The organism is Bifidobacterium sp. WCA-178-WT-4B (assembly GCF_009696495.1).
GTDB lineage: Bacteria > Actinomycetota > Actinomycetes > Actinomycetales > Bifidobacteriaceae > Bifidobacterium > Bifidobacterium infantis.
The window spans coordinates 303068-320089 of the sequence record NZ_VULV01000002.1; the positions used below are offsets into that span (position 1 = coordinate 303068).

General features: G+C 61.5%; 16 protein-coding genes, 1 tRNA gene and 1 pseudogene. 16 read left to right on the plus strand and 2 right to left on the minus strand.

Annotated elements, in window-relative coordinates:
- The first annotated feature begins 2 nt into the window (after positions 1 to 2).
- The 13 genes from thrS (at position 3) to FYJ31_RS03225 (ending at position 12650) form a co-directional block, all read left to right on the plus strand.
- Positions 3 to 2036: a threonine--tRNA ligase gene (gene thrS, locus FYJ31_RS03165; protein WP_065472508.1), complete on the plus strand. Its 2034-nt coding sequence runs from the start codon at positions 3 to 5 to the stop codon at positions 2034 to 2036.
- An 11-nt stretch (positions 2037 to 2047) separates the two neighbouring features.
- Positions 2048 to 2632, plus strand: a complete 585-nt coding sequence (locus tag FYJ31_RS03170; protein ID WP_154535964.1) for an HIT family protein — start codon at positions 2048 to 2050, stop codon at positions 2630 to 2632.
- Positions 2633 to 2771: 139 nt separating this feature from the next.
- The gene (locus FYJ31_RS03175) at positions 2772 to 3527 is read left to right on the plus strand and encodes a YebC/PmpR family DNA-binding transcriptional regulator (protein WP_003829358.1); all 756 of its coding nucleotides are present in this window, start codon (positions 2772 to 2774) and stop codon (positions 3525 to 3527) included.
- Between the two features lie 5 nt (positions 3528 to 3532).
- Positions 3533 to 4117: a crossover junction endodeoxyribonuclease RuvC gene (gene ruvC / locus FYJ31_RS03180; RefSeq protein ID WP_012577503.1), complete on the plus strand. Its 585-nt coding sequence runs from the start codon at positions 3533 to 3535 to the stop codon at positions 4115 to 4117.
- 57 nt (positions 4118 to 4174) lie between these two features.
- Positions 4175 to 4801, plus strand: a complete 627-nt coding sequence (ruvA, locus tag FYJ31_RS03185; RefSeq protein WP_077425809.1) for a Holliday junction branch migration protein RuvA — start codon at positions 4175 to 4177, stop codon at positions 4799 to 4801.
- Positions 4801 to 5865 carry a Holliday junction branch migration DNA helicase RuvB gene (ruvB, locus tag FYJ31_RS03190; RefSeq protein WP_154535933.1) on the plus strand — a complete coding sequence of 355 codons (1065 nt, stop codon included), beginning with the start codon at positions 4801 to 4803 and terminating at the stop codon, positions 5863 to 5865. The genes ruvA and ruvB overlap by 1 nt, the downstream gene beginning before the upstream one ends.
- Positions 5866 to 5942: 77 nt before the next feature.
- Positions 5943 to 6374, plus strand: coding sequence for a preprotein translocase subunit YajC (locus FYJ31_RS03195; RefSeq protein WP_041981886.1), 432 nt, complete (start codon positions 5943 to 5945; stop codon positions 6372 to 6374).
- A gap of 51 nt (positions 6375 to 6425) precedes the next feature.
- Entirely contained in the window at positions 6426 to 7007 is a 582-nt protein-coding gene (locus FYJ31_RS03200) for an adenine phosphoribosyltransferase (protein WP_154535934.1), read from the plus strand.
- A 96-nt stretch (positions 7008 to 7103) separates the two neighbouring features.
- Complete coding sequence (gene sucC, locus FYJ31_RS03205) at positions 7104 to 8306, plus strand: ADP-forming succinate--CoA ligase subunit beta (RefSeq protein ID WP_154535935.1); 1203 nt, start codon at positions 7104 to 7106, stop codon at positions 8304 to 8306.
- Positions 8306 to 9217: a succinate--CoA ligase subunit alpha gene (gene sucD / locus FYJ31_RS03210; protein ID WP_154535936.1), complete on the plus strand. Its 912-nt coding sequence runs from the start codon at positions 8306 to 8308 to the stop codon at positions 9215 to 9217. The genes sucC and sucD overlap by 1 nt, the downstream gene beginning before the upstream one ends.
- A 19-nt stretch (positions 9218 to 9236) precedes the next feature.
- Complete coding sequence (locus tag FYJ31_RS03215) at positions 9237 to 10616, plus strand: cell division protein PerM (protein ID WP_012577510.1); 1380 nt, start codon at positions 9237 to 9239, stop codon at positions 10614 to 10616.
- Entirely contained in the window at positions 10564 to 12201 is a 1638-nt protein-coding gene (purH, locus tag FYJ31_RS03220; RefSeq protein ID WP_154535937.1) for a bifunctional phosphoribosylaminoimidazolecarboxamide formyltransferase/IMP cyclohydrolase, read from the plus strand. Before FYJ31_RS03215 ends, purH begins: the two co-directional genes overlap by 53 nt.
- A 146-nt stretch (positions 12202 to 12347) precedes the next feature.
- Positions 12348 to 12650: a hypothetical protein gene (locus tag FYJ31_RS03225; protein WP_012471861.1), complete on the plus strand. Its 303-nt coding sequence runs from the start codon at positions 12348 to 12350 to the stop codon at positions 12648 to 12650.
- Here the strand turns inward: FYJ31_RS03225 and FYJ31_RS03230 are convergent.
- Complete coding sequence (locus FYJ31_RS03230) at positions 12549 to 13517, minus strand: MIP/aquaporin family protein (RefSeq protein ID WP_065472495.1); 969 nt, start codon at positions 13515 to 13517, stop codon at positions 12549 to 12551. The two genes, FYJ31_RS03225 and FYJ31_RS03230, sit on opposite strands and share 102 nt — an antisense overlap.
- A gap of 195 nt (positions 13518 to 13712) precedes the next feature.
- Between FYJ31_RS03230 and FYJ31_RS03235 the strand changes: the two genes are divergently transcribed.
- The 3 genes from FYJ31_RS03235 (at position 13713) to FYJ31_RS03245 (ending at position 16747) form a co-directional block, all read left to right on the plus strand.
- Positions 13713 to 14483, plus strand: a complete 771-nt coding sequence (locus FYJ31_RS03235; protein WP_012577513.1) for a pseudouridine synthase — start codon at positions 13713 to 13715, stop codon at positions 14481 to 14483.
- The gene (gene der, locus FYJ31_RS03240; protein ID WP_131210055.1) at positions 14480 to 16609 is read left to right on the plus strand and encodes a bifunctional cytidylate kinase/GTPase Der; all 2130 of its coding nucleotides are present in this window, start codon (positions 14480 to 14482) and stop codon (positions 16607 to 16609) included. Before FYJ31_RS03235 ends, der begins: the two co-directional genes overlap by 4 nt.
- 64 nt (positions 16610 to 16673) lie before the next feature.
- Positions 16674 to 16747: transfer RNA gene (locus FYJ31_RS03245), tRNA-Pro, on the plus strand.
- Between the two features lie 120 nt (positions 16748 to 16867).
- On the opposite strand, the pseudogene FYJ31_RS03250 reads toward FYJ31_RS03245, so the two are convergent.
- Positions 16868 to 17022 (minus strand): annotated as a pseudogene (locus tag FYJ31_RS03250) (IS256 family transposase); the annotation flags it as partial.

Here is a 17022-nt window from a genome sequence, read left to right on the forward strand (position 1 = left end):
TCATGGCGCAAGCTACCATCTCCATAACAGTCAACGGCGAAGCGAAGGAGGTGGAAGCAACCACCACCGGCGTAGAACTGTTCGCGGAAGACAAGAACATCATCGCGGTCAAGATCAACGGCGAAAACCGTGACCTGTACACGCCGCTTGCCGACGGCGACACCGTAGAGCCCATCACGCTCGATTCCGAAGACGGCCTCGCGATCATGCGTCACTCAGCCACCCACGTCATGGCCCAGGCCGTGCAGGAGGTCTATCCGAACGCCAAGCTCGGCGTCGGCCCGGTGATCAAGGACGGCTTCTACTATGATTTCCAGGTTGACAAGCCCTTCACCCCGGAAGACCTCAAGGACATCGAGAAGCGCATGCAGCGCATCATCAAGTCCTCCCAGTCCTTCCGCCGCCGGTCCGTGACCGAGGAAGAGGCCCTGAAGGAAGAGGCCGACCAGCCCTTCAAGATCGAGCTGATCGAAGACAAGGAAGCACACCTCGACCCGGCCGCCGCCACCGAGATTTCCGAGAAGGAACTCAGCTTCTACGACAACGTCGACCGTGACGGCAATGTGGTCTGGAAGGACCTGTGCCGCGGCCCGCACCTACCGAACACCCGCTACATCAAGGCTTTCAAGATTGAGCGTTCAGCCGCTGCTTACTGGCGTGGCAGCGAGAAGAACCCGACCATGCAGCGCATCTACGGCACCGCATGGGCCACCAAGGACGATCTCAAGGCATACCAGACCCGTCTGGAGGAAGCCGCCAAGCGAGACCACCGCAAGCTCGGCGCCGAGATGGACCTGTTCTCCTTCCCGGACGAGATCGGCCCCGGTCTGGCTGTGTTCCACCCGAAGGGTGCCGCCGTGATCAACGCGATGGAGGACTACTCCCGTGAAATGCACCGCAAGCACCACTACAGCTTCGTGCAGACACCGCACATCACCAAGGGCGGCCTGTACGAGACCTCCGGCCACCTGCACTGGTACAAGGACGGCATGTACCCGGCCATGCACCTCGACGAGGAGTACGACGCGGACGGCAACGTGACCAAGCCCGGCTTCGACTATTACCTGAAGCCGATGAACTGCCCGATGCACAACCTGATCTTCAAGTCGCGCCAGCGCTCCTACCGTGAGCTGCCGCTGCGCCTCTTCGAGTTCGGTACCGTGTACCGCTACGAGAAGTCCGGCGAGGTCCATGGCCTGACCCGTGTGCGTGGCTTGACTCAGGACGATTCCCACATCTACTGCACCCGCGAGCAGATGAAGGACGAGCTGACCAGCCTGCTGACCTTCGTGCTGAATCTGCTCAAGGACTTCGGTCTGTCCGACTTCTACTTGGAGCTCTCCACCAAGGATCCGGATAAGTACGTCGGCTCCGACGAGATCTGGGAGGAGGCCACCCGTACCCTGCGTGAGGTCGCCGAGGCATCCCACCTCGACCTCGTGGCCGATCCGGGCGGGGCCGCCTTCTACGGCCCGAAGATCTCCGTGCAGGCCCGTGACGCCATCGGCCGCACCTGGCAGGTCTCGACCATCCAGCTCGACTTCAACCTGCCCGAGCGTTTCCAGCTTGAGTACATCGCGAAGGACGGCACCCATCAGCGTCCGGTGATGATTCACCGCGCCCTGTTCGGCTCCATCGAACGCTTCTTCGCCGTGCTGCTCGAGCACTACGCTGGCGCCTTCCCGGCGTGGCTGGCCCCCGTGCAGGTGCTCGGCGTGCCGGTTGCCGACGAGTTCGCCCCGCATCTGGCCGGTTTCGTCAAGTCCCTCGAGGATGAGATGGTCCGTTGCGAGATCGACTACTCCGATGACCGCTTCGGCAAGAAGATTCGCAACGCCTCCAAGTCCAAAGTGCCGTTCATCCTCATCGTCGGTGAGGAAGACATGAACAACAACGCGGTGAGCTTCCGCTTCCGCGACGGCAGCCAGCTCAACGGCGTACCGGTGGACAAGGCTCGCGAGCAGATCCTCGCCGTGATCGCCAAGCGCGTCCAGGTGAACTCCGCCGACGACTTCAACGCCGCTGTAGCTGAGTAAAGGAATACATGATGACTGACGTGCGTGTCGATGATCCGGCGGACTTCCCGCCTCAGGAAGACACGGTCGAACGACTGTGGACCCCGCAGCGCATGACCTATGTGCTGCGCAACAGCGAGGATCGTCCGACCAAACCCAAGTCGAAGGAATGTCCGTTCTGCGCCGGACCGAAGAAGTCCGACGAAGACGGCCTCATCGCCTGGCGCGGCACGCACGTGTTCGCCATCATGAACCTCTACCCGTATAACGTCGGGCATCTCATGATTTGCCCGTACCGTCACGTCGGATTCATCACCGAACTTGACGACGCCGAATTGTTCGAGTTCGAGAAGGCCACCACCCTCGCCATGAAGGTGATGGAGACCGTCTCCCATCCGGACGGATACAATATCGGCATCAATCAGGGCGAGGTAGCGGGCGCGGGGGTCGCGGCCCATCTGCATCAGCATGTGGTGCCGCGCTGGAACGGTGACGCGAACTTCATGCCCATCGTCGCCCAAACGCGCACTATGCCGATTCTGCTGTCCGATCAGCGGGATGCGTATGCCAAAGCGTTTGCACAGCTGGCTTCCGACTACCATCTGCCGCTCGTCTGATACCGGCACGATACCCTCATGCATCTGGTCGAACCAGCGCATGATTCAAAAAGACAATCGAAAACATCACGGGTATGTCTGATTAACGGCCTACAATCGTTTCGTTTGACATCATCCGTTTATTACTGCTAGGAGCATTATGTCAGGTCATTCCAAGTGGGCGACCACCAAGCACAAGAAGGCCGCCATCGACGCCAAGCGCGGCAAGCTCTTCGCCAAGCTCATCAAGAACATCGAAATCGCCGCCCGCCTCGGCGGTGGCGACCCGGACGGCAACCCGTCCCTGTACGACGCCATCTACAAGGCCAAGAAGGCCTCCATGCCGGCCGACAACATCGCCCGCGCCGTCAAGCGTGGTGCCGGTGACGAAGACGGTGCCGCCAACTACGAGGACATCGTCTACGAGGGCTACGCTCCCGCTGGCGTGGGCCTCATCATCGAGTGCCTGACCGACAACCGCAACCGTGCGGCCGCCGAAGTGCGTTCCACCCTGACCAAGGGCAACGGCTCCCTGGCCACCTCCGGCTCCGTGTCCTTCAACTTTGAGCGCAAGGGCCAGATCGTGGTTCCGTCCGAAGGCGTGGACTTCGACAAGCTGTTCGAGACCGCAGCCGAGGCTGGCGCCGAGGATGTCACCGATGACGATGAGGTCTACACCGTCATCACCGGCCCGTCCGATCTGTTCACCGTGCGCAAGGCCCTGCAGGACGCCGGTTTCGACTACGATTCCGCTGACCAGGTCATGCAGCCAAAGAACGAGGTCGAGCTGAGCCTCGAGGATGCACGCAAGGTGTCCAAGCTCATCGACAACCTCGATGACCTCGACGATGTGCAGAACATCTACTCCAACTGGACCGCCTCCGACGAGGTGATGGCCCAGCTCGACGAGGAGTAATCCTCGTGATTATCCTCGGCGTCGACCCCGGGCTTACACGCTGCGGGGTCGGCGTGATCGAAGCCGGCGAGCACCGCCGGCTTTCGTTTATTCACGTGGACGTGGTGCGGTCCTCGCCGGACATCACCCAGGATCTGCGCCTGCTGGCCATCTACAACGGTCTGTCCGAGAAGATGGATCGTTTTGCACCCGATGCCGTGTCCATCGAGCGTGTGTTCGCCCAGTCCAACCGCAACACCGTGCTCGGTACCGCGCAGGCGGCCGGCCTTGCCATGCTCGCCGCCGCGCAACGCGGCATCCCCGTGGCGCTTCACACCCCGACCGAGGCGAAACTGGCCATCACCGGCAACGGGCAGGCACAGAAGGTGCAGGTGGAACGCATGGTGACGCGTGTCCTGAACCTTACCAAGATGCCGACGCCCGCCGACGCCGCCGACGCGCTGGCCTTGGCCATATGCCATGCCCTGCGTCCGGCGGGGGCGCTGCAGGGCGGCGAGCGTGAGCAGCATCTGACCGCCGCGCAACGCCAGTGGGCCGAGGCCGCGCAAAACTCCACGCGCCGACGCAAGAACAGCGATCGAGGTATGTAGTATACTTTCGAACAGATGTTCGAATCCTGAATACCGAAACATTCAAGGAGTACCTGTATGATTGGCATGCTGACCGGGCGGGTGGAATCGGTTGAAACCGACACCGCATTGATCGACGTCGGGGGAGTGGGCTATGAGACGCGCATGTCCGCCACCGACTTGGGCCGCCTGCACGCCGGCCAGGACGCCTGCGTCTTCACGTATCTGAACCTCTCGCAGGATTCTGTCACACTGTACGGGTTCCTCGACCGGGACTCCAAGAGAGTGTTCCTGCAGCTCATCAAGGTCTCCGGCATAGGACCGAAGGTGGCGCAGTCGCTGCTGGGCACGATGACCCCAAGCCAGCTGGCCCGCGCCATCGCCGACAATGACGCCGCCGCACTGGCCAAGGCGCCGGGATTGGGCAGGAAGGGCGCGCAGAAGATCATCCTGGAGCTCAAGGGATCCGTCGATCTGAACCAGTCCGATGACGCGTCGGCCGGCAACGCTCCATACCAGCCGACCGTCGACGCCGGCGTGGAGCAGGTCGTGGAGGGTCTGATCTCTCTTGGCTGGCGTCAGCAGGACGCTCAGCGGGCCGTCACCGAAGCCTGCGCAGAGAACGATGTTCCCATGCCGCTGGCCTCCGACGATGCGCCGCGTGTGCTGCGGCTCGCCTTGGCCCGTATGGATAGGGGGCGCTGATGAACGAGACAACGGATTACGGCGCCTCCAACACCGGTGCCAACGAGGAGTCGTTACGCATGGTCTCCTCGCAGCCGATCGGCAACGAGCCGGTCAGCGATGAGGAATTGCGCCCGCATGTCCTCGGGGGATTCATCGGCCAGTCCCGGCTCAAAGCCCAGCTTCAACTGTTCCTCGACGCCGCGCGCAAGCGGGATGTGCCGCCCGATCATATCCTGCTCGCCGGCCCACCCGGTTTGGGCAAGACCACGTTGGCCATGATCGTGGCCAACGAGCTCGAAGTGCCGATTCGCGTCACTTCCGGGCCTGCGGTCCAACACGCCGGCGATCTCGCCTCGATTCTCAGTTCGCTTGATACCGGTGAGGTGTTGTTCATCGACGAGATCCACCGCCTGCCGCGCGCCGCCGAGGAGTTGCTGTACATCGCGATGGAGGATTTCCGCGTCGACGTGATGGTCGGCAAGGGTCCGGGCGCCAGCTCCATTCCGTTGACCCTGCCGCGGTTCACCGTCATCGGCGCCACCACGCGCGAGGGCATGTTGCCGAGTCCGTTGCGCGCACGCTTCGGTTTCACCGCACATCTTGACTTCTACCCGCACGACGAGCTGCAGAAGCTCATCGAACGTTCGGCCAATGTGCTGGGCGTGAATCTTGGCGACGGCTCGGCTCGGGAACTCGCGTTGCGTTCGCGCGGCACGCCGCGCATCGCCAATCGTCTGCTGCGCCGTGTGCGCGATTGGGCGATCGTGCATGACCTGATCGAGGTGCGGTCGGATGACGTCAAGGAGGCCTTGGCCTTATACCAGATCGATTCGGAGGGTCTTGACCGCCTGGACATCGCCGTACTCGACGCCATCGTGCGTAATTTCAATGGCGGGCCCGTGGGACTGAACAACCTTGCGGCCATGGTGGGCGAGGAGTCGGAGACCGGGGAAACCGTATGCGAGCCGTATCTCGTGCGTGAGGGTTTCCTGATCCGCACCCCGAAAGGCCGCGTGGCCACCGAGAAGGCCTGGCGACACCTGGGGATTACGCCAAGGGATGATGTCAGCAAGCCCTTCTAGACTTTTCCTGTTTGCACACTTGGCGACATTTCGTCAATGCCGTTCATCTGAAGGAGTTTTCCGTGGAACAGTCCATTATGCTTATCGTGATCATCGTCGTTTTCGGCGGCATGATGTGGTGGCAGTCCAAGAAGGCCAAGCAGCAGCAGCAGGAGAAACAGGACTTCCGTCGCAACCTGCAGCCCGGCACCGAGGTCATCACCATCGGTCAGGTGATCGGCAAGGTCGTCGAGGTCGATGAGCAGTACGAGGAGATCGTCATCGACTCCGAGGGATCCAAGCTGCGTTTCGGTTTCAACGCCATCGCCCGCGAATACATCCGCCCGGCCTACGTGTCCGATGCCGAGGTCGACGAGAACGGCGATCCGCTTCCCGACCAGGATGCCGGGACCCCGACCGCCGACGAGTCCGGGCAGACCCCGATCGAGGCGTCCATCACGTCCGGAGAGAACGATGCGGCCGAGGACATCGACTCCCCGGCCGCCGCAGACGGGACCGCCACGAAGTAAGCCGTACGATTTGGCGGCGTCGCAGCACATCAGTACAGGAGGGTGAATATTATGGCACAGTCGGACATCACCATCGACGCATTGGACAAGGTGGGACGGCAGGACGCCGAATATTTGGTGTCGTTGGTGCGTTCCATACCCGGGTTCCCCAAGGAAGGCATCATCTTCCGTGATTTCATTCCGGTGTTCGCCGATCCCAAGGGCCTGAGAATCCTGCTCGAGGCGCTTGAGGCGGCCCTGCCGGTGCCGGCGGGCGAATTCGATTCCATCGCCGGCCTCGAGTCGCGCGGATTCCTGTTCGGCCCGGCTCTGGCCGCCCGCATGGGCAAGGGGTTCATCGCCGTACGCAAGGCCGGCAAGCTGCCGCCCGAGACCATCGGCGAATCCTATGATCTCGAATACGGCTCGGCGCGCGTCGAGATCGAGACGGATGCCGTGCAGGCGGGGGAGCGGGTGCTTATCGTCGATGACCTCATCGCTACGGGCGGCACCGCCAAGGCCGCCACCGATCTTATCGACAAGGTGGGAGGCACCGTGGCGGGCTATGGTTTCGTGATGCGGCTCGAAGGCCTCGACGGCATCGACAAGCTTGGCGGCAAGCCCGTCAGCTCGCTGATGGCGATGCCGGCCTGAGCGTTCGTCTCACCCAACATACATTCGGTTTTTAAGGTCCGTCATGTACTGTGTACAGTTACATGACGGACCAATTACATAGTCAGGGAAGGATCGATGGATCTTTACGAATATCAGGCGCGTCAGCTGCTCGAGGAACAGGACATTCCCACCCCGAGCGCCATCTTCGCCCAGAACTCCCATGAAGTCGCGGAAGCGGCGGACACAATCGGCTATCCATGCGTGATCAAGGCGCAGGTCAAGATCGGCCATCGCGGTCAGGCTGGCGGCGTCAAGATCGCCCACAACCGCGACGAGGCCATTGTCGAATCCGAGTCCATTCTTCCGATGACCATACACGGCCACAAGGTCTCCGGCGTGCTCGTGGCCGAAGCCAAGAACATCCTGCATGAGTACTATGTATCCATCTCCGTGGATCGCACCTCTCGCGACTTCGATGTGCTGGCCACCGCCAACGGCGGCACCGAGGTGGAGGAGATCGCCAAGGAGCATCCGGAATCCGTCAAACGCCTGCACATCGACGCGCTCGGCGATTTCGATCTGGCCGCGGCCACCGAGATGGCCCGCAGCATCGGCTTCTACCATGCCGACGTCGATCAGGCCGCGCAGATTCTGCTGAAGATGTGGCGCGTCTTCAAAGACAACGACGCCACACTCGTGGAGATCAACCCTCTGGCCAAGATCGGCGACCCGGACGACGAGTCCACCAAGCAGCTGAGCGCCTTGGACGCCAAGATTTCCCTGGACGACAACGCCGCCTTCCGGCATGGTGGCTGGGAGCGATTCGTGGATTCCGTCGTCCCCGACCCCTTCGAGCAGCGCGCCCGTGAACACGGACTGCATTACGTGCATCTGCACGGCGAGGTCGGCGTGATCGGCAACGGTGCCGGACTCGTCATGAGTTCCTTGGACGCCGTCTCCGGCGCCGGCGAGGAGCAGGGCAGCAATGTCAAACCCGCCAACTTCCTGGACATCGGCGGCGGCGCCTCCGCCGCGGTCATGGCCGAGAGCCTGCAGATCGTCCTGTCCGACCCGCAGGTCGAATCCGTATTCATCAACGTATACGGCGGCATTACTTCCTGCGTGGAGGTCGCCAACGGCATTCTCGAAGCCGTCGCCAAGCTCGGCGGTTCCAAACCCATCGTCGTGCGCTTCGACGGCAACGCGGCGGCCGAGGGTCTGCATATCCTCGCCTCCGCGAACAAACCGAATATCCATGTGTCCGAAACCATGGAAGACGCGGCGGCCAAGGCCGCGCAGCTCGCCGGTGTGGCGATTCAGTCCAAGGAGGTTCTCTGATGCTGTTCATCGAAGACGGCGCTCCGGTCATCGTCCAAGGCATGACCGGCCATCAGGGCATGACCCATACGGCGCGCATGCTCAAGGCCGGCACCAATATCGTCGGCGGCGTGAATCCGCGCAAGGCCGGGATGCACGTCACCTTCTCCGGTGCCCAAGGTGGCGCCGACGCCGATATCCCCGTGTTCGCCACCTGCGCCGACGCCCGTGAAGCCACCGGCGCCAAGGCCAGCGTGGTGTTCGTGCCGCCGAAGTTCGCCAAGTCCGCCGTGGTCGAAGCAGTCGAAGCCGGCATCGAACTCATCGTGGTCATCACCGAAGGCATTCCAGTGGCCGATTCCGCGTATTTCGTCGAACTCGCGCTCACCAGGGGCGTGCGCATCATCGGACCGAATTGCCCCGGCCTCATCACCCTCGGCAACCCAGGCGTCAATCTGGGCATCATCCCCGACGGCATCGTCGGGCGCGGTCCGCTTGGATTGGTTTCCAAGTCCGGCACCCTCACCTACCAGCTCATGGGCGAGCTGTCCGACATCGGGTTCACCGCGTGCCTCGGGGCCGGCGGCGATCCGATCGTCGGCACGACGCTGCTGGAAGCCCTGCAGGCATTCGAAGCCGACCCCGACACCAAGGCTGTCATGATGATCGGCGAAATCGGCGGCTTCGCCGAACAGGACGCCGCCGCATGGGCCAAGGAGCACATGACCAAGCCGGTCGTCGCATACATCGCGGGCTTCACCGCCCCCGAAGGCAAGCAGATGGGCCACGCCGGCGCCATCGTCTCCGGCGGCAAGGGCACCGCCCAGGACAAGAAGAACGCGCTCGAAGCGGCGGGTATCCCCGTGGGCAAGACCCCGGGACAGGCCGCCGAAATCATGCGCGACATACTCGCCAAGGCCGACATCGGCTGATCGGTTCCGACCAATCGTGATGAAAGCCGTGATTCGCCAATGGGTGCGGGGAGCCATAGTCGCCCTCGCATCCATGGCCATCTATGCCATTGCATTAGGCTGCTATACAGCGCTGATGTTATTGGTCGTCTCCATGGAAGAGGGCGCCGACAATCTCACCGTCGGCACAACCTCGCTGACACAGGCCGTTGTGCTTCTGAGTGAGGGATCGGGCTTTAGAACCGATTCGTTCACCCTCACCATCACGCCATTGATGTTGACTATACTGCTGATATGGCTGATCAATGCACTCACCATGCGAATCAAAGCATACGGGCCGCATGCGTATGTTGCCGGATTGGTTGTTTGGCTCGGGTTGAACGAGGTATTTCGGCAATCCGTACACCTAGGTCTTGTCGATGACCAATGGCTTGTGTTGCTGAAAGCAGCCATCGTATTCTCGATCGGTTTCCTATGCGCAGCCGTACCGGAATCAGCCAAGATGCGAGCATTCAGGGACTGGACTCGCAAGCAGGTGCCGGCGGACATACGCCACTGCCTGAAAATCGGCGTTGCCTTGGCCGTCGCGATACTGGGCATATACCTGGCAATTGGATTGATTACCGTCATCGTATGGGCGGTACGCAACCATGCCGCTGTCGTATCGTTGTTCGGATTGTCCGGGATGGAAACCGGTTCACGAATTCTCACCACCGTCGCCATGCTGATCTGGCTACCCAACGTCATGCTCTGGGCTGTTTCCTGGCTCTTCGGCGGCGGATTCGCCATCGGTGATTTGGCCAGTTTCACGTTATGGCTCGGCCAATCCAAAGAGCTTCCTGCAATACCGGTATTCGGTATTCTGCCCGAACCGGTCAGCAGCGAACTATGGCGTACCGTTGCCTTGAACGCGCCTCTCGCCATCGCTGCGCTCGTGGGCCTGCTGGCTGTATTCCTGCCGCAAGGATTCGCCTGCAGACCGTTGAATATACGGAATGCGTCCACCCGCGGCCCAGTACTGGTTTCGCTGATCTACTCCGCCGGGTCATTCTGCCTGAGCGCGATGCTGATCTCACTGGCATCCACATTGCTGTTCGCTCTGTCCAATGGATCGCTTGGCGATCATCGTCTCGCTCACATTGGCGTCGACGTCATGGCCTCCACCAGAGTCGTCGGTCATTCGACCGCATTGGGATTTACCGCGGCATGGCTACTCGCGCTGATTGGCACAGCGCTCGTTTTTTCGATAGGCTGGTTGGTTGGGAGGATCAATGATTCCCGCACCACCGCCGCGACCCCGAAGACCGTCATCGTCCGTCAGGCGCGGTCCCTGGCGTCACAACCACAAGAATCCAAGGAGGAACAGGATGACAAACACGAACCGACCGATCCGTCGGGCACTGGTCTCGGTCTTTCATAAGGAAGGCATCGAAGTACTCGCGGAAGCGTTCGTGAAGGCCGGCACCGAAGTCGTTTCCACCGGTTCGACCGCCAGGAAGCTCGCCGAGCTGGGCGTCAAGGTAACCGAGGTGTCCGATGTCACCGGATTCCCCGAATGCCTCGACGGCCGCGTCAAGACGCTGCATCCGTACATTCACGCCGGCATTCTGGCTGATATGACCAACCCCGAACACGCCAAGCAGCTTGACGGCTTCGGCATCAAGCCGTTTGATCTGGTGGTCGTCAACCTGTACCCGTTCGCCGACACCGTGCGCTCCGGTGCCAACGAAGCCGACACCATCGAGAAGATCGACATCGGCGGCCCCTCCATGGTGCGTGGCGCAGCCAAGAACCACGCCACCGTGGCCATCGTCACCGATCCGGCCGATTACGCCTTGGTCGCCGAGCGTGTGGCCGACGGCACCGGTTTCTCCCTCGACGAGCGCAAGTGGCTTGCCGCCAAGGCCTTCGCCCACACCGCCGCCTATGACGCCACCATCAACGAATGGACCGCCAAGCACTGGCCGAAGCCGGCTTCGCTGGACACCGCCGAAGTGGACAAAGACGATCAGGACACTGAAATCGATTCCGCCAAGTTCCCGGCCCAGTTCACCCGCACCTGGGATCGTGCGCACACCCTGCGCTACGGCGAGAACTCCCACCAGCAGGCCGCCCTCTACATTGACCCGCTCAACCAGACCGGTTTCGCCCACGCCGAGCAGCTCGGCGGCAAGCCGATGAGCTACAACAACTACGTGGACGCGGACGCCGCCTGGCGCACCGTATGGGATATGGCTCCCGCCATTGCCGTGGCCGTAGTCAAGCACAACAATCCGTGCGGTCTGGCCATTGGCAAGACCGCGGCCGAAGCCCACAAGAAGGCCCACGCCTGCGATCCGATGAGCGCCTACGGTGGCGTGATCGCCTGCAACTCCACAGTCACCCTTGAAATGGCCGAAAGCGTGCGTCCCATCTTCACCGAGGTCATCGTCGCGCCCGATTACGAACCGGCGGCGCTCGAACTGCTGCAGACCAAGAAGAAGAACCTGCGCATCCTCAAAGTGGCCGAGCCGCCGAAGGGCCACGAGGCCATCCGCCAGATCGATGGCGGCCCGCTTGTGCAGGACACTGATCTGATCAACGCCGTCGGCGACGATCCGGACGCCTGGAAGCTCGTGGCCGGCGAGGCCGCCGACGCCGACACGCTGAAGGACCTCGTGTTCGCATGGCGTGCAATCCGCTGCGTGAAGTCCAACGCCATCCTGCTGGCCCACGACCAGGCCACGGTTGGCATCGGCATGGGCCAAGTCAACCGCGTGGACTCCTGCCATCTGGCCGTCGAGCGCGCCAACACACTGGCCGATGGTGCCGATCGCGCCACCGGTGCGGTCGCGGCATCTGATGCGTTCTTCCCGTTCGCCGATGGTGCCCAGGTGCTTATCGACGCGGGCGTCAAGGCAATCGTGCAGCCTGGCGGCTCCATCCGCGATGAGGAGGTCATCGAAGCGGCCAATAAGGCTGGCGTGACCATGTACCTCACCGGCACCCGCCACTTCTTCCACTGATCGGGACTCTCTGAGGAGAGCAGCTCAGCCAAAACGCACAAAGGTGGATTCCGCCTGGACCCGTCAACGGGTCCAGGCGGAATCCACCTTTGTGCGTTTTGGCTGCTATTGTGGTCACGTAACCGTTCGACAGAAGGAATCGCAACATGCACAACCATCCCTATGTATCCGAAGCACATGAGGGCAAGCCATGGTTTGAATGGTGCGTACTCGGCGTCGTCGCCGTCATCACACTGCTGGTTGCTTTCGGATATACGATGGCCGCCACGGTCATACTTGCCGTGACGGCCATCATCACCGGGCTTGTTCGTCTGATTCTTCAGGACAAAAGCCCATGGAAAGTGCGCTCAGTGGCGTTCGACTCCTTCATCGGCATCGCCTTGGGAATCGGCCTGCTGATTACCTACTTCAGCTTCTTTGGACTCTTCGGCAACATCTTTTTCCGCTGAATCGCCATCAGACGAGGTGGCCTGATCGAAGAATTCGCCATCGTCGAGCGTGTCCGCGTTTGCATCGGCATCCATCTGCGGAAGATCGGCGGCAGCCGGCACTTTGGGAGTGGTCATCATCTGCGCGATGATCATGACCAACGCCACCACAGAGGCGGCCAAGACCGGGCTAATCCAGAATACCCACAGCTGCTGCAGCGGATTTTGCGTAAGGCCCTCATTCATCGCGGCCAGTGCGATACCGGTGGAACGGGCGGGATTGAGACCGGCACCGGTAACCGGGTAGCTGATGGCGGCGGCCAGACCATAGGCAAGACCCATGGCAATGATATGACGGTCCGAGGACTCGCCGTGATCACCCAGAGAAGACATGGCGGTGGCAACGACAATCAGAGAGGCAACGACCTCGACGACAATCGCCAACGTAATCGAGAACGTAATGCCATACTGGGTCAGCAGCGAGTAAGACACGGAGCCGTTTTCGAAACCGTTAACGGCCGGAGTCAGCCACACTTTGGCAGCTACCTGCTCGGATGTGGGCAGCAGCTTGACCACGGCGAAGCCGGCGGCGATGGCACCGATGACCTGAGCGATCACATAGAGGATGCCATCCAGGATTTTCGTCTTGGAAACCAGCACGGAGGCTACGGTGATGGCCGGATTCAGCTGACCACCGGACACGCGGGAGAAGATGGCGGTGACTGCGGCATATGCCAAGCCGGTAGCCAACGCGAAGAACACGATATTGATGCCATATACGGCCGAACCCCATGTGGAGAAGGCGTAAATCGCAAAGCACAGCAGGAAGCTGCCGGCCGATTCGGCGCACACGCGCAGAGCCAGCGGCTGTTGCTTGGTTTCTTCCATGATTGTTCATTCCTTTTCATCTGTTGGAAGACGGGCGAACCCGCACAAACGGTTGCCAGTCTAGCAGCAGTCCTACGTTGCGGTATGATATATGGGTTGGAATTGGCTGGGATTCCAGTCCGCCAACTCTAAAGTATGTATACAAATCGACAGTCTCTGCGATGACAGAATCTGTCCGGCCACGTTGGGAGAACGATGCCAAACGCATATTCCCGCGCTGCGAAAGCGCAAGACGATTCCAATTCCATTCGACTCCAGAAGCTGCTTGCCCAAGCGGGATTCGGTTCCCGCCGCAAGTGCGAGGACATGATCACCGAAGGCCGTGTCGAGGTCGACGGTGAACTGGTCACCGAGCTCGGAACTCGCGTTGACCCTCATAAGCAGCAGGTGCGAGTAGACGGTTCGCGCGTACGCGTCAATCCGAACCACGTCACTCTGGCACTGAACAAGCCCCGCAAGGTGCTCTCCGCCATGGACGATCCGAAGGGCCGCTACACGTTGCGTGACATCGTGGGCGACAAGTACGAGCGCATCTTCCACATGGGCCGTCTCGACTACGATTCCGAGGGTCTGATTCTCATGACGAACGATGGCGAACTCTCGCAGCACGTCATGCACCCCAAGTACGAGGTCGAAAAGACCTACGTCGCCACGCTGGAGGGCAAGATCTCCGGTACCGTGTGCCGCCGACTCGTGACCACCGGCGTGCAGCTCGATGACGGTTGGATCAAACTCGACCACTGCGCCATCATCGACGCCTCCCGTGATTACACGATGGTCAAGGTCGTGCTGCACTCCGGCAAGAACCGCATCGTGCGCCGCATCTTCGGTTCGATCGGCTTCCCGGTCAAGCGTCTGGTGCGCACCCAGATCGGCCCGATCAAACTCGGTGATCTGAAGCCCGGTTCCTACCGCGTGCTGTCCCAGACGGAAGTCCGTTCGCTGTCCAAGGAGGTTGGCCTGTGATTCGCGTTGCCATCGACGGCCCCGCCGGCGTGGGCAAGTCGTCCACGTCCAAGGCGCTGGCCAAGTATTTCGGATACGCCTACCTTGACACGGGCGCGATGTATCGTGCCTGCGCTTGGTGGTGCTTGAAGCAGGGCATCGATCTTGACGCCGAAACCGTGGATGAGCGTGTCATCACCGAAGCGGTGGGCGAGTTCTTCACCGGCGACCATTTCGATATCTCCGTGGACCCGGACAACCCCCGCGTATTCGCCGACGACGAGGACATCTCCGAGGCCATTCGTTCCTCCGAAGTCTCCAGCCATGTCTCCAAGGTGTCGAACGTCATCCCGGTGCGCAACGTGCTCATCGCCGCCCAGCGCGCCTACATCGCCCGCGAGGCGTCGGCCGACTCCTTCTCCGGGGGTTTGGGCATCGTGGCCGAGGGCCGCGATATCACCACTGTGGTGTCCCCGGACGCCGAGGTGCGCGTGCTGCTGACCGCCCGTGAGGAGGTCCGTCAGGCCCGTCGCACCGGCCAAGCCGTCAAGGGCGTGGGTGCTGAGGATGTGGCCGCGCGCGACAAGGCCGATTCCAAGGTCACCAGCTTCCTGACCGCCGCCGATGGCGTTACCACCATCGACAATTCCGATCTGGACTTCGCCCACACGCTCGATCTGCTCATCGGTCTGGTCGAGGACGCCATCGAGAACCAGGAATACGAGCAGTATGCCGCCAATCTCGAAGGCTATGAGTTGGACGAGGGCGATGAGGATCTGATTTCCGGCCGTGGTTTCACGGAAGGTGCGCGCAAGGCCGGCCCCAAGCCGGTGGGCGTGCTGGCTGTTGTAGGCCGTCCGAACGTGGGCAAATCATCCTTGGTCAACCGTATCCTCGGCCGCCGTGCCGCCGTTGTGGAAGACACGCCGGGCGTTACGCGAGACCGTGTGAGCTATGACGCGGAATGGGCCGGCACCGACTTCAAGCTGGTGGACACGGGCGGCTGGGAAGCCGACGTGGAAGGCATTGAATCCGCCATCGCCTCACAGGCACAGGTTGCCGTGACCTTGGCCGATGCTGTGGTATTCGTTGTCGATGGTCAAGTGGGCATGACCACCACCGATGAGCGCATCGTCAAGATGCTGCGTGCCGCCGGCAAGCCGATCGTGCTGGCCGTCAACAAGATCGACGACCAGGCCAGCGAATACCTTGCCGCCGAATTCTGGAAGCTCGGCCTCGGCGAACCATACTCGATTTCCGCCATGCACGGCAGGGGAGTGGGCGACCTGCTGGACGTTGCGCTCGACAAGCTCAAGCAGGCCGAGAAGACTTCCGGCTACCTCACGCCTTCCGGCCTGCGCCGCGTGGCTCTGGTGGGCCGTCCGAACGTGGGCAAGTCGTCTCTGCTCAATCAGCTGGCGCGCGAAGAACGTGCCGTTGTCAACGATTTGGCCGGCACTACGCGCGACCCCGTCGACGAAATCGTCAACATCGATGGCGAGGACTGGTTGTTCATCGACACCGCCGGCATCAAGCGACGCCAGCACAAGCTCACAGGCGCGGAATATTATTCCTCTCTGCGCACGCAGGCCGCCATCGAGCGCTGTGAATTGGCGCTGATCCTGTTTGATGCATCGCAGCCGGTATCCGATCAGGATTTGAAGGTCATGTCCACCGCCGTGGATGCGGGCCGTGCAATCGTGCTCGTATTCAACAAGTGGGATGCGATGGACGAGTTCGACAAGCAGCGTCTCGAACGCCTGTGGAACACCGAATTCGACCGTGTGATGTGGGCCGAGCGTGTGAACCTGTCCGCCAAGACCGGCTGGCACACCAACCGTCTGACGCGAGCCATGGATAAGGCCTTGGAATCCTGGGATCAGCGTATTCCTACAGGCAAGCTCAACGCCTTCCTCGGCAAAATTCAGGCCGCCCACCCGCACCCGTTGCGTGGTGGCAAGCAGCCGCGAATCCTCTTCGCCACGCAGGCATCCACGCGCCCGCCGCGTTTCGTGATCTTCGCCACCGGCTTCCTCGAGCACGGCTACCGCCGCTACATCGAGCGTTCCCTGCGCGAGGAATTCGGCTTCGAAGGCACACCGATTCAGATCTCCGTGAACATCCGCGAGAAGAAGAAGCGGAAGTGACACGCGCGTAATTTGCCAGATTTCATATATCTGGTAGATTATCTACTCGGTGCTTTTGCACCATCGGGCCGTAGCGCAGTTTGGTAGCGCACTTGACTGGGGGTCAAGGGGTCGCGGGTTCAAATCCCGCCGGCCCGACCGATTAGCCCCGGAATTCCGCCACTTTTGAGTGGTTGTCTTCCGGGGCTTTTCCGTTTTCAAACAACATGAGACAACATGACGACGGAGGGTTATAGGCCAAAATGTGTGTCTGGTGGTCTAGTCGTTCGACTGCCATTCGACCCTGGTGTGGAACTCGTTCCAGTCGATGCCGGTGCCGTATCTTGCGGGGATGCCGAACGTCTCGTACTGGCCTTGCGGGCTCCTTTCCCATGCCTGCCGGTAGAGGCGCTCGAGTCGTTCGTCGGTCATCG